At 53.0% G+C, this 26018-nt stretch carries 29 protein-coding genes; 22 read left to right on the top strand and 7 right to left on the bottom strand.

The window, feature by feature from the left end:
- Nucleotides 1–107: 107 nt before the first annotated feature.
- The 21 genes from pduA (at nucleotide 108) to IB214_RS09475 (ending at nucleotide 16867) form a co-directional block, all read left to right on the top strand.
- Nucleotides 108–389: a propanediol utilization microcompartment protein PduA gene (gene pduA, locus IB214_RS09575; RefSeq protein WP_003030255.1), complete on the top strand. Its 282-nt coding sequence runs from the start codon at nucleotides 108–110 to the stop codon at nucleotides 387–389.
- Nucleotides 389–1201, top strand: coding sequence for a propanediol utilization microcompartment protein PduB (gene pduB / locus IB214_RS09570; protein ID WP_096756651.1), 813 nt, complete (start codon nucleotides 389–391; stop codon nucleotides 1199–1201). Before pduA ends, pduB begins: the two co-directional genes overlap by 1 nt.
- 18 nt (nucleotides 1202–1219) lie before the next feature.
- Nucleotides 1220–2884, top strand: coding sequence for a propanediol dehydratase large subunit PduC (pduC, locus tag IB214_RS09565; RefSeq protein ID WP_096756650.1), 1665 nt, complete (start codon nucleotides 1220–1222; stop codon nucleotides 2882–2884).
- Nucleotides 2885–2894: 10 nt separating this feature from the next.
- Complete coding sequence (gene pduD / locus IB214_RS09560; protein WP_096756649.1) at nucleotides 2895–3569, top strand: propanediol dehydratase medium subunit PduD; 675 nt, start codon at nucleotides 2895–2897, stop codon at nucleotides 3567–3569.
- A gap of 14 nt (nucleotides 3570–3583) precedes the next feature.
- A complete protein-coding gene (gene pduE / locus IB214_RS09555) occupies nucleotides 3584–4102 on the top strand; it encodes a propanediol dehydratase small subunit PduE (RefSeq protein WP_115258155.1) in 519 nt (172 codons plus the stop codon).
- A 15-nt stretch (nucleotides 4103–4117) separates the two neighbouring features.
- The gene (locus tag IB214_RS09550) at nucleotides 4118–5950 is read left to right on the top strand and encodes a diol dehydratase reactivase subunit alpha (protein ID WP_117343393.1); all 1833 of its coding nucleotides are present in this window, start codon (nucleotides 4118–4120) and stop codon (nucleotides 5948–5950) included.
- The gene (locus tag IB214_RS09545) at nucleotides 5940–6290 is read left to right on the top strand and encodes a glycerol dehydratase reactivase beta/small subunit family protein (protein ID WP_096756647.1); all 351 of its coding nucleotides are present in this window, start codon (nucleotides 5940–5942) and stop codon (nucleotides 6288–6290) included. The genes IB214_RS09550 and IB214_RS09545 overlap by 11 nt, the downstream gene beginning before the upstream one ends.
- Nucleotides 6291–6309: 19 nt before the next feature.
- Nucleotides 6310–6585: a propanediol utilization microcompartment protein PduJ gene (pduJ, locus tag IB214_RS09540; protein WP_001057752.1), complete on the top strand. Its 276-nt coding sequence runs from the start codon at nucleotides 6310–6312 to the stop codon at nucleotides 6583–6585.
- 23 nt (nucleotides 6586–6608) lie between these two features.
- Nucleotides 6609–7073 (top strand): BMC domain-containing protein, encoded by a 465-nt coding sequence (locus tag IB214_RS09535; protein WP_096756646.1) that lies wholly within the window; start codon nucleotides 6609–6611, stop codon nucleotides 7071–7073.
- Entirely contained in the window at nucleotides 7073–7705 is a 633-nt protein-coding gene (locus tag IB214_RS09530; RefSeq protein WP_115258153.1) for a phosphate propanoyltransferase, read from the top strand. Before IB214_RS09535 ends, IB214_RS09530 begins: the two co-directional genes overlap by 1 nt.
- Nucleotides 7702–8193, top strand: coding sequence for a microcompartment protein PduM (gene pduM, locus IB214_RS09525; protein ID WP_115258152.1), 492 nt, complete (start codon nucleotides 7702–7704; stop codon nucleotides 8191–8193). Before IB214_RS09530 ends, pduM begins: the two co-directional genes overlap by 4 nt.
- A gap of 3 nt (nucleotides 8194–8196) precedes the next feature.
- On the top strand, nucleotides 8197–8472 hold the full coding sequence (locus tag IB214_RS09520; protein ID WP_096756643.1) for a EutN/CcmL family microcompartment protein: 276 nt from the start codon (nucleotides 8197–8199) through the stop codon (nucleotides 8470–8472).
- Between the two features lie 8 nt (nucleotides 8473–8480).
- Nucleotides 8481–9488 (top strand): two-domain cob(I)yrinic acid a,c-diamide adenosyltransferase PduO, encoded by a 1008-nt coding sequence (gene pduO, locus IB214_RS09515; RefSeq protein ID WP_117343316.1) that lies wholly within the window; start codon nucleotides 8481–8483, stop codon nucleotides 9486–9488.
- On the top strand, nucleotides 9485–10870 hold the full coding sequence (pduP, locus tag IB214_RS09510) for a CoA-acylating propionaldehyde dehydrogenase PduP (protein WP_115258150.1): 1386 nt from the start codon (nucleotides 9485–9487) through the stop codon (nucleotides 10868–10870). The genes pduO and pduP overlap by 4 nt, the downstream gene beginning before the upstream one ends.
- 10 nt (nucleotides 10871–10880) lie before the next feature.
- The gene (locus IB214_RS09505; protein ID WP_117343315.1) at nucleotides 10881–11993 is read left to right on the top strand and encodes a 1-propanol dehydrogenase PduQ; all 1113 of its coding nucleotides are present in this window, start codon (nucleotides 10881–10883) and stop codon (nucleotides 11991–11993) included.
- Nucleotides 11990–13345: a cobalamin reductase PduS gene (gene pduS, locus IB214_RS09500; RefSeq protein WP_117343314.1), complete on the top strand. Its 1356-nt coding sequence runs from the start codon at nucleotides 11990–11992 to the stop codon at nucleotides 13343–13345. The genes IB214_RS09505 and pduS overlap by 4 nt, the downstream gene beginning before the upstream one ends.
- A gap of 2 nt (nucleotides 13346–13347) precedes the next feature.
- Nucleotides 13348–13902, top strand: coding sequence for a propanediol utilization microcompartment protein PduT (pduT, locus tag IB214_RS09495; RefSeq protein ID WP_046275683.1), 555 nt, complete (start codon nucleotides 13348–13350; stop codon nucleotides 13900–13902).
- On the top strand, nucleotides 13902–14252 hold the full coding sequence (pduU, locus tag IB214_RS09490) for a propanediol utilization microcompartment protein PduU (protein WP_117343313.1): 351 nt from the start codon (nucleotides 13902–13904) through the stop codon (nucleotides 14250–14252). Before pduT ends, pduU begins: the two co-directional genes overlap by 1 nt.
- A gap of 4 nt (nucleotides 14253–14256) precedes the next feature.
- Complete coding sequence (pduV, locus tag IB214_RS09485; protein WP_117343312.1) at nucleotides 14257–14709, top strand: propanediol utilization protein PduV; 453 nt, start codon at nucleotides 14257–14259, stop codon at nucleotides 14707–14709.
- Nucleotides 14694–15908, top strand: a complete 1215-nt coding sequence (locus IB214_RS09480) for an acetate/propionate family kinase (RefSeq protein ID WP_117343311.1) — start codon at nucleotides 14694–14696, stop codon at nucleotides 15906–15908. Before pduV ends, IB214_RS09480 begins: the two co-directional genes overlap by 16 nt.
- A 92-nt stretch (nucleotides 15909–16000) precedes the next feature.
- Nucleotides 16001–16867, top strand: coding sequence for an L-threonine kinase (locus IB214_RS09475; RefSeq protein ID WP_117343310.1), 867 nt, complete (start codon nucleotides 16001–16003; stop codon nucleotides 16865–16867).
- Nucleotides 16868–16908: 41 nt separating this feature from the next.
- Here the strand turns inward: IB214_RS09475 and IB214_RS09470 are convergent, their stop codons facing one another.
- The 7 genes from IB214_RS09470 to phsA all read right to left on the bottom strand — a co-directional run bounded on the left by IB214_RS09470 (nucleotide 16909) and on the right by phsA (nucleotide 24194).
- Nucleotides 16909–17244 carry a DUF496 family protein gene (locus IB214_RS09470; protein WP_003834176.1) on the bottom strand — a complete coding sequence of 112 codons (336 nt, stop codon included), beginning with the start codon at nucleotides 17242–17244 and terminating at the stop codon, nucleotides 16909–16911.
- A gap of 238 nt (nucleotides 17245–17482) precedes the next feature.
- The gene (locus IB214_RS09465) at nucleotides 17483–18541 is read right to left on the bottom strand and encodes an FUSC family protein (RefSeq protein WP_115258144.1); all 1059 of its coding nucleotides are present in this window, start codon (nucleotides 18539–18541) and stop codon (nucleotides 17483–17485) included.
- A gap of 107 nt (nucleotides 18542–18648) precedes the next feature.
- Nucleotides 18649–19116, bottom strand: a complete 468-nt coding sequence (gene sbmC, locus IB214_RS09460) for a DNA gyrase inhibitor SbmC (protein ID WP_117343309.1) — start codon at nucleotides 19114–19116, stop codon at nucleotides 18649–18651.
- Between the two features lie 124 nt (nucleotides 19117–19240).
- A complete protein-coding gene (gene dacD, locus IB214_RS09455; protein ID WP_117343308.1) occupies nucleotides 19241–20413 on the bottom strand; it encodes a serine-type D-Ala-D-Ala carboxypeptidase DacD in 1173 nt (390 codons plus the stop codon).
- 150 nt (nucleotides 20414–20563) lie between these two features.
- Nucleotides 20564–21331 carry a thiosulfate reductase cytochrome B subunit gene (gene phsC / locus IB214_RS09450; protein ID WP_117343307.1) on the bottom strand — a complete coding sequence of 256 codons (768 nt, stop codon included), beginning with the start codon at nucleotides 21329–21331 and terminating at the stop codon, nucleotides 20564–20566.
- Nucleotides 21328–21906, bottom strand: a complete 579-nt coding sequence (gene phsB, locus IB214_RS09445; protein ID WP_115258140.1) for a thiosulfate reductase electron transport protein PhsB — start codon at nucleotides 21904–21906, stop codon at nucleotides 21328–21330. Before phsB ends, phsC begins: the two co-directional genes overlap by 4 nt.
- 14 nt (nucleotides 21907–21920) lie before the next feature.
- Nucleotides 21921–24194, bottom strand: coding sequence for a thiosulfate reductase PhsA (phsA, locus tag IB214_RS09440; protein WP_117343306.1), 2274 nt, complete (start codon nucleotides 24192–24194; stop codon nucleotides 21921–21923).
- Nucleotides 24195–24593: 399 nt separating this feature from the next.
- On the opposite strand from phsA, the gene sbcB reads away from it, so the two are divergent.
- Nucleotides 24594–26018, top strand: a complete 1425-nt coding sequence (sbcB, locus tag IB214_RS09435) for an exodeoxyribonuclease I (protein WP_117343305.1) — start codon at nucleotides 24594–24596, stop codon at nucleotides 26016–26018.

Genomic DNA, 26018 nt, shown 5'->3' with positions numbered 1-26018 from the left:
ATTGCCGTTCGCTTACTATTTTTTCACTCTCCGTTTCAAGTCAGCCATTCTTTTTCCTCGCTTCTTTTTATAGTCATGAAAATCGGAACAACCCAGGCGAGGTCTTTATGCAACAAGAAGCGTTAGGAATGGTAGAAACCAAAGGCTTAACTGCAGCCATAGAGGCCGCAGATGCAATGGTGAAGTCAGCCAATGTGATGCTGGTCGGCTACGAAAAAATTGGTTCAGGGCTGGTCACCGTGATTGTTCGCGGTGATGTTGGCGCGGTAAAAGCGGCAACAGATGCAGGCGCCGCTGCCGCACGTAATGTGGGTGAAGTGAAAGCCGTACACGTGATCCCACGTCCTCATACCGATGTCGAAAAAATCTTACCGAAGGGAATTAGCTGATGAGCAGCAATGAGCTGGTTGAACAGATCATGGCGCAGGTGATTGCTCGAGTGGCAACGCCAGAACACAAGGCTATCCCTGAAAATAATCTTCCAACACGAGAGACGGCTATGGCAGAGAAAAGCTGCAGTTTAACGGAATTTGTCGGCACCGCGATTGGCGACACCGTCGGTCTGGTGATCGCCAACGTCGACAGCGCCTTACTGGACGCGATGAAGCTTGAAAAACGCTATCGCTCCATTGGCATTCTAGGCGCCCGTACCGGCGCAGGCCCCCATATCATGGCCGCGGATGAAGCAGTAAAAGCCACCAATACTGAAGTGGTGAGCATTGAGCTTCCGCGAGATACCAAAGGCGGAGCAGGCCACGGTTCACTGATTATCCTCGGCGGCAACGATGTTTCCGACGTAAAACGCGGAATTGAAGTCGCGCTGAAAGAACTGGATCGCACATTTGGTGATGTCTACGCCAATGAAGCCGGTCACATCGAAATGCAATACACCGCACGTGCCAGCTATGCGCTGGAAAAAGCCTTCGGCGCACCCATTGGTCGTGCCTGTGGTGTGATCGTCGGCGCACCGGCATCGGTTGGTGTACTGATGGCCGATACCGCACTGAAATCAGCCAACGTCGAAGTGGTGGCTTATAGCTCCCCTGCCCATGGTACCAGCTTCAGTAACGAAGCCATTCTGGTTATTTCCGGTGACTCTGGCGCCGTACGTCAGGCCGTCATCTCCGCGCGCGAAATCGGTAAAACCGTGCTTGCGACCCTCGGCTCAGAACCGAAAAACGATCGTCCGTCCTACATCTGATACCCGTGAGGCTGATTCATGAGATCGAAAAGATTTGAAGCACTGGCGAAACGCCCTGTGAATCAGGACGGCTTCGTTAAGGAGTGGATCGAAGAAGGCTTCATTGCGATGGAAAGCCCGAACGACCCAAAACCGTCCATAAAAATCGTTAACGGTATGGTCACCGAACTGGATGGTAAAGCCGCCAGTGAATTTGATTTGATAGACCATTTCATTGCCCGCTACGGTATTAATCTGGCGCGCGCTGAAGAAGTGATGGCGATGGACTCGGTCAAACTCGCCAATATGCTCTGCGATCCTAATGTGAAACGCAAAGACATCGTTCCGCTGACCACCGCGATGACACCGGCAAAAATTGTCGAAGTGGTTTCGCATATGAACGTCGTCGAAATGATGATGTCGATGCAGAAAATGCGCGCCCGCAGAACCCCTTCTCAACAAGCGCACGTCACCAACGTTAAAGACAACCCGGTGCAGATTGCGGCCGATGCAGCAGAAGGCGCATGGCGTGGATTTGACGAGCAGGAAACAACCGTTGCCGTGGCACGCTATGCCCCGTTTAACGCTATTGCTCTGCTGGTCGGTTCACAGGTTGGGCGTCCCGGCGTATTAACCCAGTGCTCACTGGAAGAAGCCACCGAACTCAAACTCGGCATGTTAGGCCACACCTGCTATGCAGAAACGATTTCCGTGTACGGTACTGAGCCGGTCTTTACCGATGGTGACGATACCCCATGGTCAAAAGGCTTCCTGGCCTCTTCTTATGCCTCACGCGGTCTGAAAATGCGCTTTACCTCAGGCTCAGGCTCAGAAGTGCAGATGGGTTATGCAGAAGGCAAATCCATGTTGTATCTGGAAGCCCGCTGCATTTACATCACCAAAGCCGCTGGCGTGCAGGGTTTACAGAACGGGTCCGTTAGCTGCATCGGCGTCCCTTCCGCCGTACCGTCAGGTATCCGCGCAGTGCTGGCAGAAAACCTGATCTGCTCGTCACTGGATCTCGAATGCGCCTCCAGTAACGACCAAACCTTTACCCACTCGGATATGCGCCGTACCGCGCGTTTGCTGATGCAATTCCTGCCAGGAACTGACTTCATCTCTTCCGGCTATTCCGCCGTACCGAACTACGACAACATGTTTGCAGGCTCTAACGAAGATGCCGAAGACTTTGACGACTACAACGTTCTCCAGCGTGACCTGAAAGTCGACGGGGGTTTGCGTCCGGTGCGTGAAGAAGACGTCATCGCCATTCGTAACAAAGCGGCCCGCGCACTGCAGGCAGTGTTTGCTGGAATGGGATTGCCACCCATCACCGATGAAGAAGTTGAAGCCGCGACTTACGCCCACGGCTCGAAAGATATGCCAGAACGTAACATCGTTGAAGACATTAAGTTTGCGCAAGAGATCATCAGCAAAAACCGCAACGGACTGGAAGTGGTGAAAGCCCTGGCCCAGGGCGGATTTACCGATGTTGCTCAGGATATGCTCAACATCCAGAAAGCCAAGTTAACCGGAGACTATCTGCATACCTCCGCCATTATCGTCGGCGACGGACAGGTGCTTTCCGCGGTGAATGACGTCAACGATTATGCCGGTCCGGCAACAGGTTATCGCCTGCAAGGCGAGCGCTGGGAAGAAATTAAAAACATCCCCGGCGCACTTGATCCCAACGAGCTTGGCTAAGGGGTGAACTATGGAAATCAATGAAAAGCTGCTGCGCCAGATAATTGAAGATGTGCTGTCTGAAATGCAGACCAGCGATAAGCCTGTTTCTTTCCGCTCGTCTGCTGCGGCAACCGCACCGCAGATGGCGACCGCGCCTGGTGACAGTTTTCTGACCGAAATTGGCGAAGCCAAACAGGGTCAGCAGCAGGATGAAGTGATTATTGCCGTTGGTCCGGCGTTTGGGCTCTCGCAGACCGTCAATATCGTCGGTATTCCGCACAAGAATATTTTGCGCGAAGTGATCGCGGGTATTGAAGAAGAAGGCATTAAAGCACGCGTCATCCGCTGCTTTAAATCCTCCGATGTGGCGTTTGTCGCCGTGGAAGGTAACCGTCTGAGTGGTTCCGGTATTTCAATCGGCATCCAGTCCAAAGGCACCACGGTTATCCACCAGCAGGGGTTACCGCCGCTTTCTAACCTGGAGCTGTTCCCTCAGGCCCCACTCCTGACGCTGGAAACCTACCGCCAGATTGGTAAGAACGCCGCGCGTTACGCCAAGCGTGAATCTCCACAACCGGTCCCGACGTTGAATGATCAGATGGCGCGTCCGAAGTACCAGGCGAAATCAGCCATTCTGCACATTAAAGAGACCAAATACGTCGTGACGGGCAAAAACCCGCAGGAACTGCGCGTGGCGCTTTGATAAAGGATAACTCCATGAATACCGACGCAATTGAATCGATGGTTCGGGATGTGTTGAGCCGAATGAACAGTCTGCAGGGAGAGACCGTCACTCCAGCCGCGACTGGTTCATCAGCGCATACCGCGAAAGTGACGGATTACCCGCTCGCCAATAAACACCCTGAGTGGGTAAAAACCGCCACCAATAAAACGCTGGATGACTTCACGCTCGAAAATGTGCTGAGCAATAAGGTCACCGCACAGGATATGCGTATCACACCAGAAACGCTGCGCATTCAGGCGGATATCGCCAAAGATGCCGGACGTGACAGGCTGGCGATGAACTTTGAACGTGCCGCAGAACTGACCGCAGTACCTGACGATCGCATCCTTGAGATCTACAACGCCCTGCGCCCATACCGCTCAACCAAAGACGAGCTGATGGCCATCGCCGACGATCTCGAAAATCGTTATCAGGCAAAGATTTGCGCAGCCTTCGTACGTGAAGCAGCAGTGCTGTACGTCGAACGTAAGAAACTCAAAGGTGACGATTAATTTTAGGGAAAAATGATGCGATATATAGCTGGCATTGACATAGGCAACTCATCAACAGAAGTCGCTCTCGCGACTCTGGATGACGCTGGCACGCTGAGCATTACAACCAGCGCACTGGCAGAAACGACTGGAATTAAGGGCACGTTACGTAATGTGTTTGGTATTCAGGAGGCGCTTACGCTTGCAGCAAAAAATGCAGGCATCAATGTCAGCGATATTTCGCTCATCCGTATTAACGAAGCCACGCCAGTCATTGGTGATGTGGCGATGGAGACGATCACCGAAACCATCATCACCGAGTCAACCATGATAGGCCACAACCCTAAAACGCCTGGTGGGGTCGGGTTAGGTGTTGGCGTCACAATTACGCCGGAAGAGTTGTTAACCCGTCCGGCGGATATGCCTTATATCCTGGTGGTGTCATCGGCATTCGATTTTGCCGATGTCGCCACCATGATTAATGCCTCCGTTCGCGCCGGATATCAGCTAACCGGCGTTATTTTGCAACAGGACGATGGCGTGCTGGTCAGCAACCGTCTTACTACGCCGCTGCCCATCGTCGACGAAGTGCGCTATATCGATCGGATCCCATTAGGGATGCTGGCGGCCATTGAGGTCGCTATCCCCGGAAAGGTGATTGAAACACTCTCTAATCCTTACGGGATTGCGACTGTTTTTAACCTGAATGCGGACGAGACCAAAAATATTGTCCCCATGGCACGTGCCCTGATTGGTAACCGCTCAGCGGTCGTCGTGAAAACACCGTCGGGCGATGTAAAAGCGCGAGCCATTCCTGCCGGAAACCTCGAACTCCAGTCGCAAGGACGTACTGTTCGCGTCGACGTTGCCGCAGGCGCGGAAGCCATTATGAAGGCGGTAGGCGAATGCCCACGGCTTGATAACGTTATCGGCGAAGCAGGAACCAATATTGGCGGCATGCTGGAACATGTACGCCAGACCATGGCGGAGTTAACCAACAAGCCCAGCCATGAAATCTTCATCCAGGATTTATTGGCTGTTGATACCTCCGTTCCCGTCAGCGTGACGGGGGGACTCGCCGGAGAGTTCTCGCTGGAACAGGCGGTGGGTATTGCCTCAATGGTGAAATCAGATCGCCTGCAAATGGCGATGATAGCCCAGGAGATCACGCAAAAGCTCAACATCGACGTGCAGGTAGGCGGCGCTGAAGCCGAAGCGGCCATTCTGGGTGCCCTCACTACGCCGGGCACAACGCGTCCGCTGGCCATTCTGGATCTCGGCGCAGGTTCCACTGACGCCTCTATCATTAATCCAAAAGGCGAAATTATTGCCACACACCTGGCGGGTGCGGGCGATATGGTCACGATGATTATTGCCCGTGAACTGGGACTGGAAGATCGTTACCTCGCCGAGGAGATCAAAAAATATCCGCTGGCGAAAGTAGAAAGCCTGTTCCACCTTCGCCACGAAGATGGCAGCGTTCAGTTCTTTCCTTCTCCCCTGCCGCCAACGGTATTCGCCCGGGTCTGTGTGGTGAAACCCGATGAACTGGTGCCATTACCTGGGGACCTGGCTCTGGAGAAAGTTCGCGTCATTCGCCGCAGCGCCAAGGAACGCGTTTTTGTCACCAATGCGCTGAGAGCGCTTCGTCAGGTTAGCCCCACAGGAAATATTCGCGACATCCCGTTTGTGGTTCTGGTTGGTGGCTCTTCTCTGGACTTCGAAGTTCCACAGCTGGTAACGGATGCGCTGGCGCACTACCGCCTGGTTGCGGGGCGCGGCAATATTCGCGGTACCGAAGGCCCACGAAATGCTGTCGCAACTGGGCTTATCCTCTCTTGGTACAAGGCATTTGCTCATGGAAAGTAACCTCAGCGCACCGGCTATCGTGATCTTCACCCTGGGAGAGGACATGTCACTCTGGAATGACGTCCTGCTGGGTATTGAAGAAGAAGGGATCCCCTTTGTGGTTCAGGAGAGCCATTCCGCCGACATCATCCACAGCGCATGGCTGGCGGCATGTCAGTCACCGCTGCTCGTCGGCATTGGATGTAACCGGGAACAACTGGTTGTGCACTACAAAAATTTACCGACCTCAGCGCCACTTTTTACGCTGACGTATCAACAAGATAGCCACGCCCGTCGGCGCATCGGCAATAACGCTGCGCGGCTGGTTAAAGGCATTCCCTTCCGGGAATGCCACTCATAATCCACAGGAGAAAAGCAGTATGAATAACGCACTGGGACTGGTTGAAACAAAAGGGCTTGTCGGCGCTATTGAAGCCGCTGATGCCATGGTGAAATCCGCTAACGTGCAGTTGGTTGGTTACGAAAAAATTGGCTCGGGCCTTATCACCGTCATGGTTCGTGGGGATGTCGGCGCGGTTAAAGCTGCTGTAGACGCTGGCAGCGCTGCCGCCAGCGCCGTTGGCGAGGTGAAATCCTGCCACGTCATCCCGCGTCCACACAGCGACGTCGAAGCCATTTTACCTAAATCCGCTTAAACCGTTGCAACAAGGAGCACAGCGTGAAGCAATCACTGGGATTACTTGAAGTTAGTGGTCTGGCATTAGCCATCAGTTGCGCGGATGTCATGGCGAAAGCCGCCTCCATCACGCTGGTGGGCCTCGAAAAAACCAACGGCTCAGGCTGGACGGTGATCAAAATCATCGGGGATGTGGCCTCCGTGCAGGCGGCCATTTCCACCGGTGCCAGCTTTGCAGACCAGCGGGAAGGTCTGGTTGCGCACAAAGTCATTTCCAGACCCGGGGAAGGCATCCTTTCGCACAGCGTCGTTTCGACACCTGAGCCCATCCCTGAACCCACACCTGTCGAGGTGGAAGTACAGGTGGTTGTGGAAAGTGAATTACCCGAAGCACCACAAGATACAGACCTGATTAGCTGCAATCTGTGTCTCGACCCTGCCTGTCCGCGCCAGAAGGGAGAGCCTCGCTCACTCTGCCTGCATTCTGGTAAACGAGGTGAAGCGTAATGGATAAACAGCAACTGGAGACTACGGTCAGTAAAGTACTGGATGAAATGCGCGAGCGCCCTATTCCACTGGGGATCTCTAATCGTCATATCCATCTTTGTGCTGAAGATTACGCTCGTTTGTTTCCCAATCAGCCCATCAGCGAGAAAAAAGGTCTGCTGCAGCCTGGACAATATGCCGCAGATCAGACCGTTACGCTGGTGGGTCCAAAAGGCCAGCTAAAAAATGTGCGTTTGCTGGGACCGCTGCGAAGCACCAGCCAGGTAGAAATCTCCCGCACCGACGCCCGCACGCTGGGTATCGCTGCGCCGTTGCGTATGTCCGGCAATATTCAGGGAACGCCGGGCATTCGCCTGGTGAGTCCTTTTGCTGAACTGGATATCTCATGCGGAGTGATTGTCGCCCAGCGGCACATTCATATGTCACCGCTTGATGCGCTGATCCTACGCGTGTCACATGGCGATAAAGTCTCCGTCGCCATCAATGGAGATGAACGCAGACTGATCTTCGATAACGTTGCCGTTCGCGTATCGCCGGATATGCGTCTTGAAATGCATATCGACACTGACGAAGCCAATGCTGCAGGGGCGGATAGCCCACAGGCATTCGCCACGCTGGTGAGCTCACGATGAACAATGAACTGCTGCAACGCATCATCGGGGAGGTCGTCTCCCGATTACAAAAACGCGCGGACAGTTCGCTCTCTCTGAGCGTCGCGCAGTTACGGGAAGCCGATCCCCGGGCGCTGGTTTGTCAGTACTCCGCTCTGATTATCGAGCACGCTGATTTACCGCTGCTGGCGCATATTGCGCAACACGATTCATCCGATGTGTCAGCGATCACTCTCCACGAAGCCCTGGCCTGTGGCGTTCGCGTGAAGATATCGCTGCAGCATCAATTGCTACCGGCGATCCCCGTACGAAAACTCGCGCGACTGCCGCTGGAGTTCAGTGATGAACGCGGGCAAACCATCATTCTGCATCCCGAGACGCTTTTAAGTTATGCCGATGTAGCCCGATTACAAGGTGGGTTTCTGGTGCTACGCCGTCGATGTGTTGTGACCGCACTGGCAAAAGAAACCGTCAGTATGCGCAATATCCAATTAATTAAGCAGGAGTGAACCATGCATCTGGCACGCGTTACAGGCGTCGTGGTATCCACGCAAAAATCACCGTCACTGGTTGGAAAAAAACTGTTACTGGTACGTCGGGTAACAGCCGACGGCGAACTACCGCAATCGCCAACAGCGGGTGACGAGGTCGCAGTTGACTCAGTAGGTGCCGGTACCGGTGAGCTGGTTTTACTCAGCAGCGGCTCCAGCGCCAGACACGTTTTTAGCGGCCCCAATGAGGCTATCGATCTGGCCATCGTTGGCATTGTCGACACGCTTTCTCGCTAGGAGGAACTATGGCGATTTATACCCGAACAGGCGATGCCGGTACGACAGCGCTCTTTAGCGGACAGCGCGTCAGTAAAACACACCCGCGCGTTGAGGCTTACGGCACGCTGGACGAACTCAACGCGGCGCTGAGCCTATGCGTCTGCGCGGCACAAAGCCCGCAACACCGTGTGTTACTTGAAGAAATTCAGTTACAGCTGTTTTGGTTCAGTGCCGAACTGGCCAGTGAAAGCGAACAGCCCACGCCCTCCCAACGCTACATCAGCTCGGAGGACATTGCAGCACTTGAGGCTGCCATCGATACCGCGATGGCGCGAGTGCCTCCCCTGCACAGTTTTATTTTGCCCGGACGCTGTGAAGCCGCCAGCCGTCTGCACTTCGCCCGCACGCTTGCCCGTCGCGCTGAAAGACGGCTTGTCGAACTCTCCACAGATGCCTCCATCCGACAGGTACTGATGCGCTATATCAACCGCCTGTCCGATTGCTTATATGCGCTCGCCAGGTCTGAAGATTATGACGCGCACCAAAACACGCTCATTCAGAAGGTGGCTGAGCGTTACGTGGCAGCGACCCAGACATCGGCAGTTCAGGAGTCTGCTATGTCATTGTCATTTCAGGAACTCCATCAGCTTACGCGTACGGCGGTAGCGCGTGCACAAGCACTCAAAGTTCCGGTTGTCATCAGCATTGTGGATGCAAACGGTACACAAACAGTGACCTGGCGCATGCCCGATGCCCTGCTCGTCAGTAGCGAGCTGGCACCGAAAAAAGCGTGGACCGCCGTGGCGATGAAAACCGCCACCCATGAACTGAGCGCAGCGGTGCAACCGGGCGCCGCACTTTACGGTCTGGAAAGCCATATGCAGGGAAAAGTCGTCACGTTTGGTGGCGGATACGCACTATGGCGAGAAGGTTTACTCCTTGGGGGTCTTGGCATCAGCGGAGGAAGCGTTGAGCAGGATATGGACATTGCAGAAACCGCCATTGCGGCGATTAACGTGAGAACACATCAATGAATACGTCAGAACTTGAAACCCTTATCCGCACTATTTTGACTGAACAGCTCGAACCGGCAAAAGCAGAGATAAAGGGTGGCGGTATTTTTCCATCCGTCGGTGAAGCAATCGATGCCGCGCATCAGGCCTTTTTACGTTATCAGCAATGCCCACTGAAAACCCGTAGCGCCATTATTAGCGCTCTGCGGGAAGAACTGACACCTCATCTGGCCTCGTTGGCGGCAGAAAGCGCAACCGAAACGGGAATGGGCAACAAAGAAGATAAATTTCTCAAAAATAAAGCCGCGCTGGATAACACCCCCGGTATTGAAGATCTAACCACAACCGCCCTCACCGGTGATGGCGGCATGGTGCTATTTGAATATTCCCCCTTTGGCGTAATGGGTTCCGTTGCTCCTAGCACCAACCCAACGGAAACCATTATTAACAACAGCATCAGTATGTTAGCTGCCGGGAATAGCGTTTACTTCAGCCCGCACCCGGGCGCTAAAGTGGTTTCACTCAAGCTGATTGCCATGATTGAAGATATTGCCTTCCGCTGCTGCGGGATCCGAAATCTTGTTGTCACAGTCACAGAACCCACTTTTGAAGCTACCCAGCAGATGATGGCGCACCCTAAAATCGCAGTTCTGGCGATTACCGGTGGCCCGGGCATTGTGGCTATGGGTATGAAAAGCGGGAAAAAAGTCATTGGTGCCGGTGCCGGGAACCCCCCCTGCATCGTTGATGAAACCGCCGATCTGGTTAAGGCCGCGGAAGACATCATCAACGGCGCATCGTTTGATTACAATCTGCCCTGCATTGCAGAGAAAAGCCTAATTGTTGTCGAAGCGGTTGCCGAACGACTGATTCAACAAATGCAGTCTTTTGGGGCGTTGCTGCTAAACAGCGAAGAAGTGGACAAACTACGCGCCACCTGTCTGCCAGAGGGAATGGCGAATAAGAAACTTGTCGGAAAAAGCCCGGCAACGTTACTGGAAGCGGCAGGTATACCCGTTCCAACAAAAGCGCCTCGTCTGTTGATAGGCGTCGTCAAGGCTGACGATGTGTGGGTTACCAGCGAACAGTTGATGCCCATGCTCCCTGTCGTGACGGTTAACGATTTTGACAGTGCGCTAACGTTGGCGCTGAAGGTTGAAGAGGGACTGCACCATACTGCCATTATGCACTCGCAAAATGTGTCGCGTTTGAATCTTGCTGCTCGCACGTTGCAAACGTCTATTTTTGTGAAAAATGGCCCCTCTTACGCCGGTATTGGCGTCGGCGGCGAAGGTTTCACCACCTTTACCATCGCCACCCCAACCGGTGAAGGGACAACGTCTGCGCGAACGTTTGCACGTTCTCGTCGTTGCGTGCTGACCAACGGTTTTTCTATCCGCTAATGAGGCCGTAATGAATAGCTTTTCACTGCAAACTCGATTGTACAGCGGCCAGGGCAGTTTGAGCGTGCTCAAACGCTTCACGAATAAGCATATCTGGATTATTTGCGATGGTTTTCTTGCGCGTTCGCCGCTGATTGCAACGCTGCGCGATGCGTTACCTGCGGATAATCGCATTAGCGTGTTCAGTGATATCACACCCGATCCCACCATCAATACGGTAGTACAAGGGATTGCGCAAATGCAGTCCCTGCGACCGGATGTAGTGATTGGCTTTGGTGGAGGGTCGGCGCTTGATGCAGCGAAAGCGATTGTCTGGTTCAGCCGTCAGTTTGGCATCGAAATCGAAACCTGTGTAGCCATCCCCACCACCAGCGGAACAGGCTCTGAAGTGACCAGCGCCTGCGTGATCGGCGATCCGGAGAAAGGCATTAAATATCCGTTATTTAATAATGCCCTCTACCCGGATATGGCGATCCTTGACCCAATGCTGGTGGTCAGCGTACCGCCTGCCATCACCGCCAATACCGGAATGGACGTGCTGACGCATGCGCTTGAAGCGTACGTTTCCACCAAGGCCAGCGACTTCACTGACGCGCTGGCTGAAAAAGCAGCGCAAATTGTCTTCCAGTATCTGCCCATCGCCGTCAGCAAAGGCGATTGCCTGACTACCCGAGGAAAAATGCACAACGCCTCAACCCTCGCGGGGATGGCGTTTAGCCAGGCTGGTCTTGGAATTAACCATGCCATAGCGCATCAGCTTGGCGGTCAGTTTCATCTGCCGCACGGCCTTGCTAACGCACTACTCCTGACCTCTGTGATTCACTTTAATGCCCGCGATCCCAGGGCCGCAAAACGGTATGCCCGCTTCGCGAAGGCCTGCCACTTATGCCCTGATAACGCAAACGATACGGCGGCACTCAATGCGCTAATTCATCATATTGAGCAACTCAAAAAACAGTGTGCGTTACCCTCTTTCACAGACGCGCTCAAAGACGGAAAGCAAACCTGGTCACAGCGTATTCCCTCGATGGTTCAGGCGGCTCTGGCGGATGCCACGCTGCAAACGAATCCCCGCGATGCTGATGCCGCTGCCATCCAGGAACTGCTTGAGGAATTATTATGAATACAGCCATGACGGCTGAACCCATTTGTTATGATACTCAGACAATACGCGATCGCGTGCGCGCTGCAGGTGTAGTGGGAGCCGGTGGTGCCGGCTTTCCTGCCCATGTAAAACTGCAGGCGCAGGTCGATACGTTTCTGGTCAATGCTGCAGAATGCGAGCCGATGCTGAAGGTTGATCAGCAATTAATGGCCGTGCAGGCAGCCCGACTGATACGCGGCGTGCAGTATGCCATGAAGACCACTGGCGCCAGCGCCGGCATTATCGCCCTTAAAGAAAAATATCAGAAAGCCATCAGTGCGTTAACACCTCTCCTGCCCGCCGATATCAGGTTACACATTTTGCCTGATGTCTACCCGGCTGGCGATGAAGTGCTGACAATCTGGATGGCAACCGGACGGCGGGTGCCTCCTGCTGCTCTCCCGGTTAGTGTGGGCGTGGTGGTCAATAACGTCCAGACCGTGCTTAACATTGCACGAGCCGTTGAACAGCAGTTCCCCGTTACGCGTCGTACATTAACCGTCAATGGCGCAGTTGCCCGGCCGGTTACCCTGACCGTGCCTGTCGGTATGTCACTGCGTGAAGTGCTGGCACTGGCTGGCGGCGCTACCGTCGATGACCCCGGATTTATTAACGGCGGTCCGATGATGGGCGGTCTGATTACTTCTCTGGATACGCCAGTCAGTAAAACGACCGGTGGCCTGCTGGTACTACCGAAATCCCATGCGCTGATCCAGCGACGAATGCAGGATGAACGGACCGTGCTCTCAGTTGCCAAAACCGTCTGCGAGCAGTGCCGCTTGTGCACGGATCTGTGTCCACGACACTTGATTGGTCATGAACTCTCACCACATTTGCTGGTTCGCGCGGTCAACTATCAGCAGGCCGCCACACCGCAATTACTGCTCACCGCCCTGACTTGCTCAGAATGCAACGTCTGTGAAAGCGTGGCCTGTCCGGTGGGGATTTCTCCGATGCGCATTAACCGCATGCTCAAACGCGAGCTACGTGCGCTCAATCATCGTTATGAAGGCCCGTTAAACCCTGAAGATGAAATGGCGAAGTACCGTCTGATTCCGGTGAAACGGCTTATTACCAAACTGGGTCTCAGTGACTGGTATCACGATGCACCATTAGACCAGACAGATCATCCCACTGAAAAAACAACGTTGTTGTTACGCCAGCATATTGGTGCCAGTGCCATTCCTTGTGTGCAAAAAGGGGAGCGCGTTGTGCGCGGCCAATGTGTTGCAGAGATCCCCGAGGGCGCATTAGGTGCGCAGGTTCACGCCAGTATTGACGGTATTGTCAGCGAAATCACAGATCAGTCCATCACGGTAATAAGAGGTTAACCATGTCTCAGGCTATAGGGATTTTAGAACTCACCAGCATTGCCAAAGGAATGGAAGCCGGCGATGCGATGCTGAAAAGCGCTAATGTGAATTTGCTGGTCAGTAAAACCATCTGCCCGGGAAAATTTTTGCTGATGCTGGGTGGTGATGTTGGCGCAATACAGCAGGCCATTGCCACAGGAACCTCACTTGCTGGAGATATGCTCGTCGACAGCCTGGTCCTGCCTAACATTCATGCCAGCGTTCTGCCGGCGATCAGCGGACTCAATAGTGTAGATAAACGTCAGGCGGTAGGGATTGTTGAAACCTGGAGCGTTGCGGCTTGTATTTGTGCCGCCGACCGCGCGGTAAAAGCCTCCAATGTCACGCTGGTAAGAGTGCATATGGCGTTTGGTATTGGCGGTAAGTGCTACATGGTTGTCGCGGGCGATGTTTCCGATGTGAATAACGCCGTGACGGTCGCCAGCGAAAGTGCTGGTGAAAAAGGTCTGCTGGTCTATCGCTCGGTGATCCCACGTCCGCATGAAAGCATGTGGCGCCAAATGGTGGAGGGGTGATGGAAATGCAGCAGACGACGGATCGTATGATTCAGGAATATGTGCCCGGAAAACAGGTCACACTGGCGCATCTTATTGCTAATCCTGGTAAAGATTTGTTCAAGAAACTTGGCTTGCAGGATTCAGTCTCGGCGATTGGCATTTTAACTATTACGCCCAGCGAAGCCTCCATTATCGCCTGTGATATCGCCACTAAATCGGGTGCAGTAGAGATTGGTTTTCTGGACCGCTTTACCGGCGCAGTCGTATTAACCGGCGATGTTTCGGCCGTTGAGTACGCGCTGAAACAAGTTACCCGTACGCTGGGCGAAATGATGCGTTTTACCGCCTGCCCGATTACGCGGACATGACGTAATGAAACGCATCATGTTCATTGGACCCAGCCAAAGTGGGAAAACATCTCTCACCCAGTGTATGCGTGGCGAAGCGCTTCATTATCAGAAAACCCAGGCTATCGTCTGGTCTCCCACGGCGATAGACACACCTGGGGAATATCTGGAGAACCGCTGCCTGTACAGTGCGCTGCTGGTCAGCGCCTGTGAAGCCGACGTTATCGCGCTGGTGCTCAACGCTGACGCGCCCTGGTCACCTTTTTCTCCTGGATTTACTGGCCCCATGAACCGGCCCGTTATCGGTCTGGTGACCAAAGCCGATTTAGCTAACCCGCAGCAGATTGCCCTCGTCGAGGGCTGGTTGAGGCAGGCCGGGGCGCAAAACGTTTTTATTACCAGCGCGGTGAACAATACCGGCGTTGATGAGATGTTCAATTTTCTGCACGCAAAGGAATCGTCATGTCTCACAAAATAATGGCCATTAACGCAGGCAGCTCTTCTCTGAAGTTTCAGTTACTGGCGATGCCGCAGGGCGAGATGCTCTGTCAGGGGCTGCTCGAGCGCATCGGGATGCCTGATGCAAAGGTCACGATAAAAACCCCGGTGCAAAAATGGCAGGAAACACTGCCGATTGCCGATCACCGTGAAGCGGTAACGCTGTTACTGGAAAAACTGCTCAGTCACAGCATCATTAATAGCTTACAAGACATCGACGGTGTTGGGCATCGCGTCGCACACGGCGGAGAATCCTTTAAAGATTCAGTTTTAGTCACCGATGAATCGCTGGCAGAAATAGAACGTCTGGCAGAACTGGCTCCGTTGCATAACCCGGTTAATGCGCTGGGTATTGCTGTTTTTCGCCAACTATTACCGACGACACCTGCTGTAGCAGTTTTCGATACGGCCTTCCATCAGACGCTCGACGAGCCTTCTTTTATTTATCCCCTGCCCTGGCGTTATTATTCGGAGCTGGGTATTCGTCGCTACGGCTTCCATGGTACCAGCCACAAATACGTCAGCCATACGCTGGCTGAAAAACTGGGCGTGCCGCTCAGCGCTCTACGAGTTGTGTGTTGCCATCTGGGCAACGGCAGCAGCATCTGCGCCATCAAGGGCGGACAATCCGTTAATACGTCAATGGGCTTTACCCCACAGTCTGGTGTGATGATGGGCACCCGTAGCGGCGACATCGATCCGTCCATTCTACCGTGGATTGCCCAACGAGAAGGTAAAACACCACAGCAGCTAAATCAGCTACTCAACAACGAGTCGGGGTTACTTGGCGTATCCGGCATCTCTCCTGACTACCGTGACGTGGAAAAGGCGGCTGATAGCGGAAACCGTCAGGCAGCGCTGGCGCTGACGCTGTTTGCCGAACGAATTCGTGCCACCATTGGCAGCTACATTATGCAAATGGGCGGTCTGGATGCGCTGGTGTTTACCGGTGGTATCGGCGAAAACTCTGCTCGTGCCCGGGCAGCAATTTGCCACAACCTCAATTTCTTAGGGCTGGCGGTAGATGAGGACAAAAATCAACGTAATGCGACCTTTATTCAAACAGAAAACGCGATGGTCAAAGTGGCCGTCATCAATACCAACGAAGAGCTGATGATCGCGCAAGACGTAATGCGTATAGCGATTGCAGAAACTGTGACGCTGAGCATTCCCGCTTAACACTGCTGTGCCGCAGATTGCGGCACATCATGGTAATAGCGCGATCGCCATGACACTATGCGCCGAAGATTGCTAATCACAAAGGTGAAGACGTGGCTGTTGCGCAATGCCCCGCATCATGCGGAGAACTTATCCAGGGCTGGATTCTGGGCAGCGAGAAATTGGTCTCCTGCCCGGTTGAATGGTACAGCACCGTTGAAGTCAGCTCCGGATCGCCGCTTGTCGATGAGCGGCCTCTTTCACGGTCGATGGTTGACCGCTTGTTGCAGCACTGGCAATATCCGGCACATGTCAGTCAGGATATTCGTATTGATATCCACTCCACGATCCCCATCGCCAAAGGGATGGCCAGCAGTACGGCAGATATTGCCGCCACCGCCATCGCTACCGCCCACCATCTGGGCCATCAGTTAGATGAAGCCACGTTAGCGCAGCTTTGCGTTTCGCTCGAACCTACCGACAGCACCGTTTTTCGCCAGTTAACTCTTTTTGATCATAACGACGCATCCACTCAGATCGCCTGTGAAGCGCAGCCCCACCTCGACCTGCTGGTTCTCGAAAGCCCGGAAACGTTACGCACGGCAGACTATCACCGGATCCCGCGCCAGGCCGGGTTACAGGCAGGCGCACCTGCCCTCAAACGAGCTTGGGAAAAAGTGCAGGAAGCTTGCTCAAGTCAAAACCCGTACCGGATGGGCGAAGCGGCCACGCTAAGCGCCATTGCCAGCCAGATGTTGTTGCCAAAACCGGATTTCGATTCGTTATTATCGCTGGTTGAAGAATGTGATTTATACGGTGTGAACGTTGCCCACAGCGGCAGCGTGGTTGGCCTGATGCTGGACAGAACGCGTCATGACATTGACTACATCAAATGGATGCTGGTACAGAAAAAACTGACTACACACTGGCCGGAACAGCATTTACTACGGATGGTAACGGGCGGGGTTGAATTACAGTAGGGACGATAGGGGCAGCATTACGCCCCTATCGTTTGCAACAATTACTCTGCTTTCGCTTCGCCGTTTTTCACTTCGCCCATGGCTTTGAGCTTTTTAGAAATGTCGCGACGCTCTTTAGAGATCTCGGCATTTTTGATGATGTAATCATCCACGCGATCTTCATAGTCGCTTTTCATGCTGGCAATAATGCCCTGGATCGCTTCAACGCTCATACCTGGCTTGATGTAGTCGCTCAGGTTGTCCAGCAGCAGGACACGTTTCTGGTTGTCACGGATCTTTTTCTCAACGTCCTGGATTTCACGTTGCAGTTTGTTCTTACGACGGAACAGACGAACAAATTCCAGCACGTCCTGGAAAGAAGGCTTGGTAGTTTCCATTTTTACACCCCTGATAATGTGAGATTCGGATTCGTTTAAACAACGGCTAAAGTGGGTCAACATTACTTTCATGCCCGCCATACTTCAAGTTGCATCTGCATTGACAATACACGGTTGAAACCTGAATTATCGAGGGTAAAGCCATTGCAGTTACCAATGGTTTTAGCCTTTTTCAGTATCATACCCTTAATCGTTGCTGAATCGAAGCAGCAGTAGAACCAATCCCCTCATCTGCGCTTTATTTGCGCAAAGCACGACAGATTAAATGTGAGAGGAGTTCCAGCTGTCGTGCCATCTCCATATTCAGCCAGACATAACCATGAATAGGCGTTTCTGCAACGTTGTCGCCCTTATGTTCATCAATCAGCTGACGCATCTCGGTCACCGTATCATTGAGTTTTTCGGTGTTGGCAAGCACCGGCTGCGGATTACCTTCATAGAGAGCGTGCGTTATCGTCAGCAGTGCCTGTTGCATTCTGAGTTGAGTTTCACGCAGCGTATGCGCATTCAACATCACAAAATGACTGGACCGCGTTGCCCACAGCGCGTTGATTTGCAGTTCAAGCATGCACACCAGATTCCGATTAATCGTTTGAATGGCTTCAAAAACTGATTTTTGAATGCGCGTTTCTTTGCTGGCCGGAATGATTAAGCCGCGCATTTTAACGACGTCACTCAGCAACTGCTGTAAGTGCTTATCCAGCCGGGGTTGTTCGAGTAAGTTGGGTGATAGCGCAGCCTGATATACACGGTTATAGCCGGTAATGCAGTGCGCCAGCTGGATACGCCAGTGTATAAATGCGCGTTGCGGCCAGATCCAGGTAAACAGCATTGCCAGTAGCGAGCCGAGAATCACATCCCCCCCGCGCCAGAGTGCCGTGTTCATATCGCCCGCAGGTGCGCCAACCACGACGGCCAGCGTGATGCCGATCAGCAGCGCCTGATACGGTTTTTTACCCAATGCCAGCCAACCGCACAGGAACATCGCCACCGCACACCATATCAGCATCAGCGGCAATGAAAAGAGCTCCAGCCGGAGCGCCACCAGCCCAAGGACCGAACCCAGAATCGTGCCACCAATACGCTCAAAAGCTCGGGGGACGACATTGCCCCAAAAGGAAATCGGCCCCATGATCACCACCAGCGTGATCAGAGGCCAGGTACCTTCAGGGATGTCCAGCAGGCGAACCAGCAGAAAAGTGAGAAGAAACGCCAGCGAGATGCGAATACCATGCACCACACGATAATGACGATACAAGCGAATTTCAAAAGGACTCAGTGACTTATCTGCACGCACTCATGCACTCCGTCAGGGAATAGCAAAGAACAGAATTGTACCTGTTTTTTCAGTGAAAACATCACCGTTATCAACAGGCCTTTTATCCTGATTCACACCCAAAACCGTTACTTCGCCTGCACCGGCACGTACATTTCAATATCCCAGTATCCGTCCTCCACACCATTATTTCGGTAAATTTCAAAACACGGTTTGGCCGATAACTGCCAGGACGAATCCTGCAGTAGACGGTCAAAAAACTGATACCAGGGTGTGGCAAAGTCATGGTTTTCAACACGGGCAACGGCCACGGCATAGTCGCCACCCGCCAGTTCAGTCAGGATCACCCCTTCGCTGTTTTCGGGGATCTCAAAACCTTCAGGCACTGAAACTACGGTATCGCAGCGCAGTTTATCTGCCGGAACCACGTCTGGGTTGTCGTAATAGACGGCTATCCATTCCAACGGCACAATCTGGTTACCGTCGACCCACATAACCAGCTGTTCAAACCCCTGCTTTACCGTGTGTTCCCACGGTCCAACCATGTGAAACCCGGCAATCCTGCGTCTTTCTACCTGCTTTATCTCATACTCCATATAACCTCCCGCATTATACTGTATAAAAATACAGTATAATTTCTGCGTATTACGACCTCAAGGAAATAGTGATTATTATGTGAGCAGATTCGCAGTCTTGCCAGTTTGGTGCACAAACAGAAATCTACACCTTATGGTGAAAATAATCGCTCAGGCGCGAAAACACCCCCCCCTCACCGACTGACTCCAGCGTCATCAGCGGCCAATGCGCCACCAGCTGATCCCGGTCGTAGAGTTCAATTTCGCCCACGCGCTGATGTGCGGCAATGGGGGCGACCAGCTCTTTCTTATCAAGCACATACTTTGCTTTAATATTCGCCACTTCGGCTTTAGGCAGCGCCATCCAAAAATCCTGCTCGGTACCGAGACTGATTTTTTCTTTATCGCCATACCAGATCCGCTCAACGCCGACCTGCTTACCACTACGCAGAACCTGCACTGTGTCAAAGTTTTGCTGTCCCCATTGCAGCAGCTTACGCGCCTGATCTTCACGCCCCTTCGCACTCTCGGCCCCCATTACAACGGCGATTAATCGACGCTGTCCGTCTACCGCAGATGCAATCAGGTTAAACCCGGCACCAGAGGTATGTCCCGTCTTTAGCCCATCCACGTTCAGGGTTTTATCCCACAATAAACCGTTACGATTCTGCTGGGTGATGCCGTTCCAGGTGAGGCTCTTCTCGCTGTACATATGATAGAAATCAGGCTCGCCGTGAATGATAGCCCTCGATAACACAGCCAGATCGTAAGCCGAACTGTGCTGACCTGGGGCATCCAGTCCGTGCACCGTTTCAAAATGGGTGTCCTGCAACTTCAGCTTTTGCACATAACTGTTCATCATCGCGACAAACTGTGGCTGCCCACCGGCGATATAATCCGCCAGCGCAACGCAGGCATCGTTGCCGGAATCGACAATTAAGCCGCGACTTAAATCACGTACTGAAACGCGGTCACCTTGTTTTAGAAACATTAATGATGAACCGACAAATACCGGATTGTCTTTCGCCCACGCGTCACGCCCAACGGTGACAATATCTGACGGGCTAATAAGCTGGCTGTCGATGGCGCGGTCAACAACATAGCCGGTCATCAGCTTGGTCAGACTGGCGGGGTTGCGCTGCTGGTGCTCATTACCTGCGGTAAGAATTTGGCCTGTGGTGTAATCCATCAGCACCCACGCACCCGCATTGATAGCCGGAGGTTGGGGAGCAAAACTGGCGACATCCGCCGCAAAAGCGGAGGAAAAACTCATCGCGAAAAGGGAAGCGGTAATAAACAAACGGCGTTTCAACAGCATGTCCTCAGGAAAAGGAAAAATAGCCGTTCTTTTTACGGAAATTCTGAAGAACAAACAGGGATAAATTGCAAGAAAATGTGACTTAAGGCACATTTTCTTGCAATGGAATGCAGGTATCAGATAAACGGGTAGTGATAAATTCGCACTACATTACCCTTTACGCGGTGATACATCTGCGTGATGGCTGCGATGCCGGTGATAGCCGTCGATCATGCTGCGAAAGATTTGCCCCGGCGTGTCGCCCAGTGTGCACAGGTAGATATGCGCACAAATAAACAGAATGCCAATAATCGCCAACGCCATATGCAACACCAGCATAACCGGACCTGCGCCGATAACTTGTGGGTAAAGACACAGCAAACCGGTGATGATCAACAGCGGTACCAGCGCATACATTATGGCCAGATAGGCCAGTTGTTGTAGCGGGTTAAATTTACTCTCTGCCGTCGCGGCAAACGGATGCGCTTCACCCTTCATTATCCCATACAGGTAAAAGCGTGTTTGCTGCAGGCAGCGCGAAATCAGTCCGCTACATTTCACCCGATAGTGGCAGCCGTTGCCGGTAGTGGCATTTATCAGCACGAAACCCACCCAGAAGGCCAGTAATGCAAAGCCACACCAGGTGTGTACCTGCACCATGAGCGCCACCGGCCCTATCGAAAAGTGACCAAACAACCCGCTTACCAGCAGCAGAACGAACAACAGCGCATTTCCCCAGTGCCAGCGGCGGACCGCTAACGAGTAGAGGTAATCACGATGCTCTTCACCGGTTGCGGTTTTAGGTGCCAGCATCCGGCGCAGCAGCGCGTGCGCCACCAGACCCACAATCATCAGCAGGATGACCACACCTGCGTAAATGAGCCACAGCGGCCAGTAGTCCGGCGCATAGTTAAGCTCTGCTCCCCAGATAGCATTCATACTTTCCCCTCCTGATGATACTCTTTACGCCGATAAAGACTCACCTCACCACTGCGCGTATCCTGCTGGCGATATACCTCTTTTTGACTTATCCAGTGCTGGATCTCCGGGTCGTCGCGGCGGCCAAACTTCAGCGCATCGGTTGGACAAACAGAAACACAGGCCGGCGCTTGCCCGGCATCGAGGCGGGTATCTGCACAAAAATTGCATTTGTCAGCGATACTCGTTTGCGGATTCAGATAACGCACATGGAACGGGCAGGCCGCAACACAATAGTCGCAACCAATACAGCGCGACTTGTCCACCTGCACAATACCGTTTTCGTCACGAAATGAAGCACCGGTCGGGCAAACGCTCACGCAGGGCGCATCTTCACAGTGCTGGCAAGAAACCCGCACAAACTGAAAATGAGACAGGACGTCTGACTCTTTTTCCGGGGTGCGGATCTGCACCTGCAGGCGGCTGTACCCCTCCGGCACATCGTTCAGAACCTTGCAGGCAACCGTACATGCCTGGCAGCCAATGCAGCGTTTTTCGTCATGCAGCATGACATAGGGATTTGTGGATTGATTCATGATGTTCTCCTTGTTCATGCCCGACGCAGCGTCACGCCAGCGGTGTGCACCACCGTTCCGGAAACCGGACTGGTCACGTGCGGAAGTAAATTACCGCAGTGAATACCGTGCGTGGTTGCCGCCGTTTTAGCCCCGGCCTTGGCGCCAAACCCCATATAAACAAACAGCGTATCGGGTCGAATACCGGCCGTGACCAGCGCCTTACCTTTTTCTTTGCCAGTGGCGTTTTCCAGCCAGATGTCGTCACCGCTTTTAATCCCTTTTTCACGCGCGGTCGTCGGGTGGATCCACACCGCGTTGTCCCACATCAGTTCACTGAGTAAAGGCACATATTGCGTTGCTCCGTTGGTGTGAACCGCCACCTTGCCCTGGATGAAATAGAGTTCATTTTCACCCTTCAGGGCAAAATTGCGGGCGCGTGGAATACCGTAGCCGGGAAGTAACGATTCCAGCTCTGCGGAATAAAGCTCGATTTTGCCTGACGGGGATTTGAATCGCAGTTGCTCCCCGTAGGTACCATCGCTGTCCGCGGGCACTGCGCCAGGATAGCGCTCGACAAACTGGCGCACGGCCTCAGGTTCACGAAATAACAGCGGTACGCCCCACTCCCGATATCCCTTCTGACGCAGTTCTGCGGATAAAGCGTGATCGCCATTGAGCTGGTACAGCTGGCGCGTCTGCATATCCTGCCACGGGTAAAATTGCCCGAGACCCAACTGTTCACCCAGTTCTTTCCAGATTTGCCAGCTCGGACGAGCATCGCCAATGGGCTCAACTACCTGTTGGCGTAATGCATAAGCTGGATTCAGCCCTGACATATCAGAGACTTCTTCATCACGCTCAAGGTAGGTGCATTCCGGTAACAGATAGTCAGCATAGGCCGCGCTTTCACTTAAATAGACGTCGCAGCTGACCACCAGATCCAGTTGTTCCACGGTTTTGACCAGATCGGGTCGGCAGGTCACAGTCTGGAAAGGATTATGTCGGGACATGATCCATCCCTTCACCGGGTAAGGAGTCTGCTTTAACACGGCATCAATAATGCTTTGCACGACCCCGCCACCCGCGGCGATATATTTAAACTGCGGTGCCACCAGATCAATGCGCTGCGCGGTTGGCTTCGGTAATTTCACATCCGGTTTTGCCAGCACCGGCGCGACCTTTTCGCCAGCCAGCTTGTTGTAGGTTGCCGCCGCCTTTTTCTGGTACATGCCACCTTCACGTTCGATATTGCCCAGCAGCACGTTGAGGGTGAAGATCATCCGCCGCATGTCGATCTCTTCCTGAGAAAACGTCGCGCGGTGGCCTGGGCTGACGATGGCACGAGGCGCGCTGGCCGCCATTTCTCGGGTTACGCGGGTAATAACTTCAGCAGGAACATCAGCCAGCTTTTGCGCCCATTCAGGCGTTGTCTCTTGTACGGCCTCTGCCAGCTGTGCAAACCCCGTGGTATAACGCTCCACAAACTGCGCGTCATACAGGTTTTCTTTAATCATGACGTGGCACATTGCCATCAGTACCGGCAAGTCGCCGCCAGGCCTGATGGCATGCCATTCATCCGCTTTACTGGAAAATACGGACAAGCGAGGGTCGAAGCTGACCATCTTCGCGCCTCTCTCCTGCGCGGTCATCAGTTCGTGCGTGTCGGCAACCTCAATACCTTCATAGAGGTTATGGCCAAAAGAGACCATATAACGGGTGTTGGCAATATCCATGGCCAGATCGCCGCCCATCATCACTTTAGCGGCAATGGATTTCCCGGCGGGACATGTCGAGGCATGGGTAAAAGTGTTCGGCGAACCGAAGGCCGTCGCCAGGTGAAATAAATGACCGGAAAGCGAGCCGGATTTAGAAGAGAAGACAACGCCCTGAGGACCATATTGCGCTTTTATGGCACTCATCTTTTCGGCAATTTCTTGATAGGCTTGCTGCCAGCTAATGACCTGCCATTCTCCAGCGCCACGCGGGCCAGTGCGCTTCATCGGTTTAACAATACGGTGCGGATCGTTAACCAGGCTCACACCGCTGCCCCCTCGGGCACAGACCCGGGTACCCTGCTGCGGCGCATTAGGGTTCCCCTGGATGAAAACGGTTTTATTATTAATGACCTGAGCTTGAATGGGACAGCGAAATGAACACATTTCGCACAGACTTGGCGTGAGTGAGGTTTTCCCCTTGATACTCTCTGGTGCATTACGCGCCAGTGCCCCCGGTGGAAAAGTTCCTATTGCGCATGCGGAGCAGCCAATACCCACGCCGCGCAAAAAGTTACGCCGACTAATGCTCATATAACCTCCTGTTATTAGATATATCCAATTATTATATGGAGTTTATATTATTAATTTTTAATCTCACTCACATTTCCTTACAGTGAAGCAAGAACATCCTGACGAATCAGAACCTATTGTTTACAAAGATTTTTAAAACTTCCAAAACTCAACAATTAACCGTAAAAATAACAATAATGGTTATCAATCAAATTATTAAAATGAAATTATCCTTGATGATAATCATGCCAATAAATACAGTTTCGGTCATTTAATTAATTCAAGAAATATATAAAAGCACCGTTCATCTCAATTTTATTGCGACCTGACTCCCCGAACAGATAATCGCTTTGCTGATTACCTCGCTATTTTTTGGTACTCTTATAACAGCGCTAAATTGATCCCGGACATAACTGAACAATGAATGACGGCAAGCAGCATCCTACGTTTCTCTTCCACGATTACGAAACCTTTGGTACCCATCCGGCGCTGGACAGGCCCGCACAATTTGCGGCCATCCGCACGGATAACGATTTCAACATTATCGGCGATCCAGAGGTTTTTTATTGCAAGCCTGCGGACGACTATCTGCCGCACCCGGAAGCGGTACTTATCACCGGTATTACCCCGCAGGAAGCGCGTGAAAAAGGAGAGAACGAAGCAACGTTTGCTGCCCGCATTCACGCCCTGTTTACCGTGCCCAAAACCTGTATTGTGGGCTATAACAATGTGCGCTTCGACGACGAAGTGACGCGCAATATCCTGTACCGCAATTTCTACGACCCCTACGCCTGGAGTTGGCAGCACGATAATTCACGTTGGGATTTACTGGATGTCATGCGCGCCTGTTATGCCCTGCGTCCGGAAGGCATTAACTGGCCAGAAAACGACGACGGGTTACCCAGTTTCCGCCTTGAGCATTTGACCAAAGCCAACGACATTGAACACGCCAACGCCCACGATGCGATGGCCGACGTGTACGCCACCATTGCGATGGCGCAGTTGGTTAAGTCGCGTCAGCCTCGTCTGTTCGACTATCTCTATAGCCACCGGAACAAGCACAAGCTGGCCGCCCTGATCGATGTCCCACAAATGAAACCGTTGGTTCATGTCTCCGGCATGTTCGGCGCATGGCGCGGCAATACCAGCTGGGTTGCGCCGCTCGCCTGGCACCCGGACAATCGCAACGCGGTCATCATGGTTGACTTAGCCGGTGATATTTCTCCCCTGCTTGAGCTGGACAGCGACACGCTGCGTGAGCGCCTTTACACCGCCAAAGCCGACCTGGGCGATAACGTGGCGGTACCCGTGAAACTGGTGCACATCAACAAATGCCCGGTTCTGGCACAGGCCAACACACTACGCCCTGAAGATGCCGACCGCCTGGGGATTAACCGCCAGCATTGTCTGGATAACCTCAAAATCCTGCGTGAAAACCCGCAGGTTCGCGATAAAGTGGTGGCTATTTTTTCCGAGGCAGAACCCTTCACACCGTCAGACAACGTGGATGCCCAACTGTATAACGGTTTTTTCAGCGATGCCGACCGCGCCGCGATGAAAATCGTGCTGGAAACCGACCCACGCAATTTACCGGCACTGGATATTACCTTTGTTGATAAGCGTATTGAAAAGCTGCTGTTTAATTACCGCGCGCGTAACTTCCCCGGCACGCTGGATGAGTCTGAACAGCAGCGCTGGCTGGAGCATCGCCGTCAGGTGTTTACCGCAGAGTTTTTACAGCAATATGCCAATGAATTGCAGCTGCTGAGTCAACAGTACGCGGATAATAAAGAGAAGCTGGTGCTGCTGAAATCACTCTGGCAATACGCCGAAGAGATTGTGTAA

It is taken from the genome of Citrobacter sp. C1, from assembly GCF_014596895.2.
GTDB classification, from domain to species: domain Bacteria; phylum Pseudomonadota; class Gammaproteobacteria; order Enterobacterales; family Enterobacteriaceae; genus Citrobacter; species Citrobacter gillenii.
Note: the sequence above shows the minus strand (reverse complement) of the source record. Positions and strands in the feature narration are given on the sequence as shown.

Excerpts from the sequence above, each read along its gene's own strand:
- pduA (WP_003030255.1), top strand. The coding sequence starts at position 108 with ATGCAACAAGAAGCGTTAGGAATGGTAGAAACCAAAGGCTTAACTGCA.
- pduB (WP_096756651.1), top strand. The coding sequence starts at position 389 with ATGAGCAGCAATGAGCTGGTTGAACAGATCATGGCGCAGGTGATTGCT.
- pduC (WP_096756650.1), top strand. The coding sequence starts at position 1,220 with ATGAGATCGAAAAGATTTGAAGCACTGGCGAAACGCCCTGTGAATCAG.
- pduD (WP_096756649.1), top strand. The coding sequence starts at position 2,895 with ATGGAAATCAATGAAAAGCTGCTGCGCCAGATAATTGAAGATGTGCTG.
- pduE (WP_115258155.1), top strand. The coding sequence starts at position 3,584 with ATGAATACCGACGCAATTGAATCGATGGTTCGGGATGTGTTGAGCCGA.
- IB214_RS09550 (WP_117343393.1), top strand. The coding sequence starts at position 4,118 with ATGCGATATATAGCTGGCATTGACATAGGCAACTCATCAACAGAAGTC.
- IB214_RS09545 (WP_096756647.1), top strand. The coding sequence starts at position 5,940 with ATGGAAAGTAACCTCAGCGCACCGGCTATCGTGATCTTCACCCTGGGA.
- pduJ (WP_001057752.1), top strand. The coding sequence starts at position 6,310 with ATGAATAACGCACTGGGACTGGTTGAAACAAAAGGGCTTGTCGGCGCT.
- IB214_RS09530 (WP_115258153.1), top strand. The coding sequence starts at position 7,073 with ATGGATAAACAGCAACTGGAGACTACGGTCAGTAAAGTACTGGATGAA.
- pduM (WP_115258152.1), top strand. The coding sequence starts at position 7,702 with ATGAACAATGAACTGCTGCAACGCATCATCGGGGAGGTCGTCTCCCGA.
- IB214_RS09520 (WP_096756643.1), top strand. The coding sequence starts at position 8,197 with ATGCATCTGGCACGCGTTACAGGCGTCGTGGTATCCACGCAAAAATCA.
- pduO (WP_117343316.1), top strand. The coding sequence starts at position 8,481 with ATGGCGATTTATACCCGAACAGGCGATGCCGGTACGACAGCGCTCTTT.
- pduP (WP_115258150.1), top strand. The coding sequence starts at position 9,485 with ATGAATACGTCAGAACTTGAAACCCTTATCCGCACTATTTTGACTGAA.
- IB214_RS09505 (WP_117343315.1), top strand. The coding sequence starts at position 10,881 with ATGAATAGCTTTTCACTGCAAACTCGATTGTACAGCGGCCAGGGCAGT.
- pduS (WP_117343314.1), top strand. The coding sequence starts at position 11,990 with ATGAATACAGCCATGACGGCTGAACCCATTTGTTATGATACTCAGACA.
- pduT (WP_046275683.1), top strand. The coding sequence starts at position 13,348 with ATGTCTCAGGCTATAGGGATTTTAGAACTCACCAGCATTGCCAAAGGA.
- pduU (WP_117343313.1), top strand. The coding sequence starts at position 13,902 with ATGGAAATGCAGCAGACGACGGATCGTATGATTCAGGAATATGTGCCC.
- pduV (WP_117343312.1), top strand. The coding sequence starts at position 14,257 with ATGAAACGCATCATGTTCATTGGACCCAGCCAAAGTGGGAAAACATCT.
- IB214_RS09480 (WP_117343311.1), top strand. The coding sequence starts at position 14,694 with ATGTCTCACAAAATAATGGCCATTAACGCAGGCAGCTCTTCTCTGAAG.
- IB214_RS09470 (WP_003834176.1), bottom strand. The coding sequence starts at position 17,244 with ATGGAAACTACCAAGCCTTCTTTCCAGGACGTGCTGGAATTTGTTCGT.
- sbmC (WP_117343309.1), bottom strand. The coding sequence starts at position 19,116 with ATGGAGTATGAGATAAAGCAGGTAGAAAGACGCAGGATTGCCGGGTTT.
- dacD (WP_117343308.1), bottom strand. The coding sequence starts at position 20,413 with ATGCTGTTGAAACGCCGTTTGTTTATTACCGCTTCCCTTTTCGCGATG.
- phsC (WP_117343307.1), bottom strand. The coding sequence starts at position 21,331 with ATGAATGCTATCTGGGGAGCAGAGCTTAACTATGCGCCGGACTACTGG.
- phsB (WP_115258140.1), bottom strand. The coding sequence starts at position 21,906 with ATGAATCAATCCACAAATCCCTATGTCATGCTGCATGACGAAAAACGC.
- phsA (WP_117343306.1), bottom strand. The coding sequence starts at position 24,194 with ATGAGCATTAGTCGGCGTAACTTTTTGCGCGGCGTGGGTATTGGCTGC.
- sbcB (WP_117343305.1), top strand. The coding sequence starts at position 24,594 with ATGAATGACGGCAAGCAGCATCCTACGTTTCTCTTCCACGATTACGAA.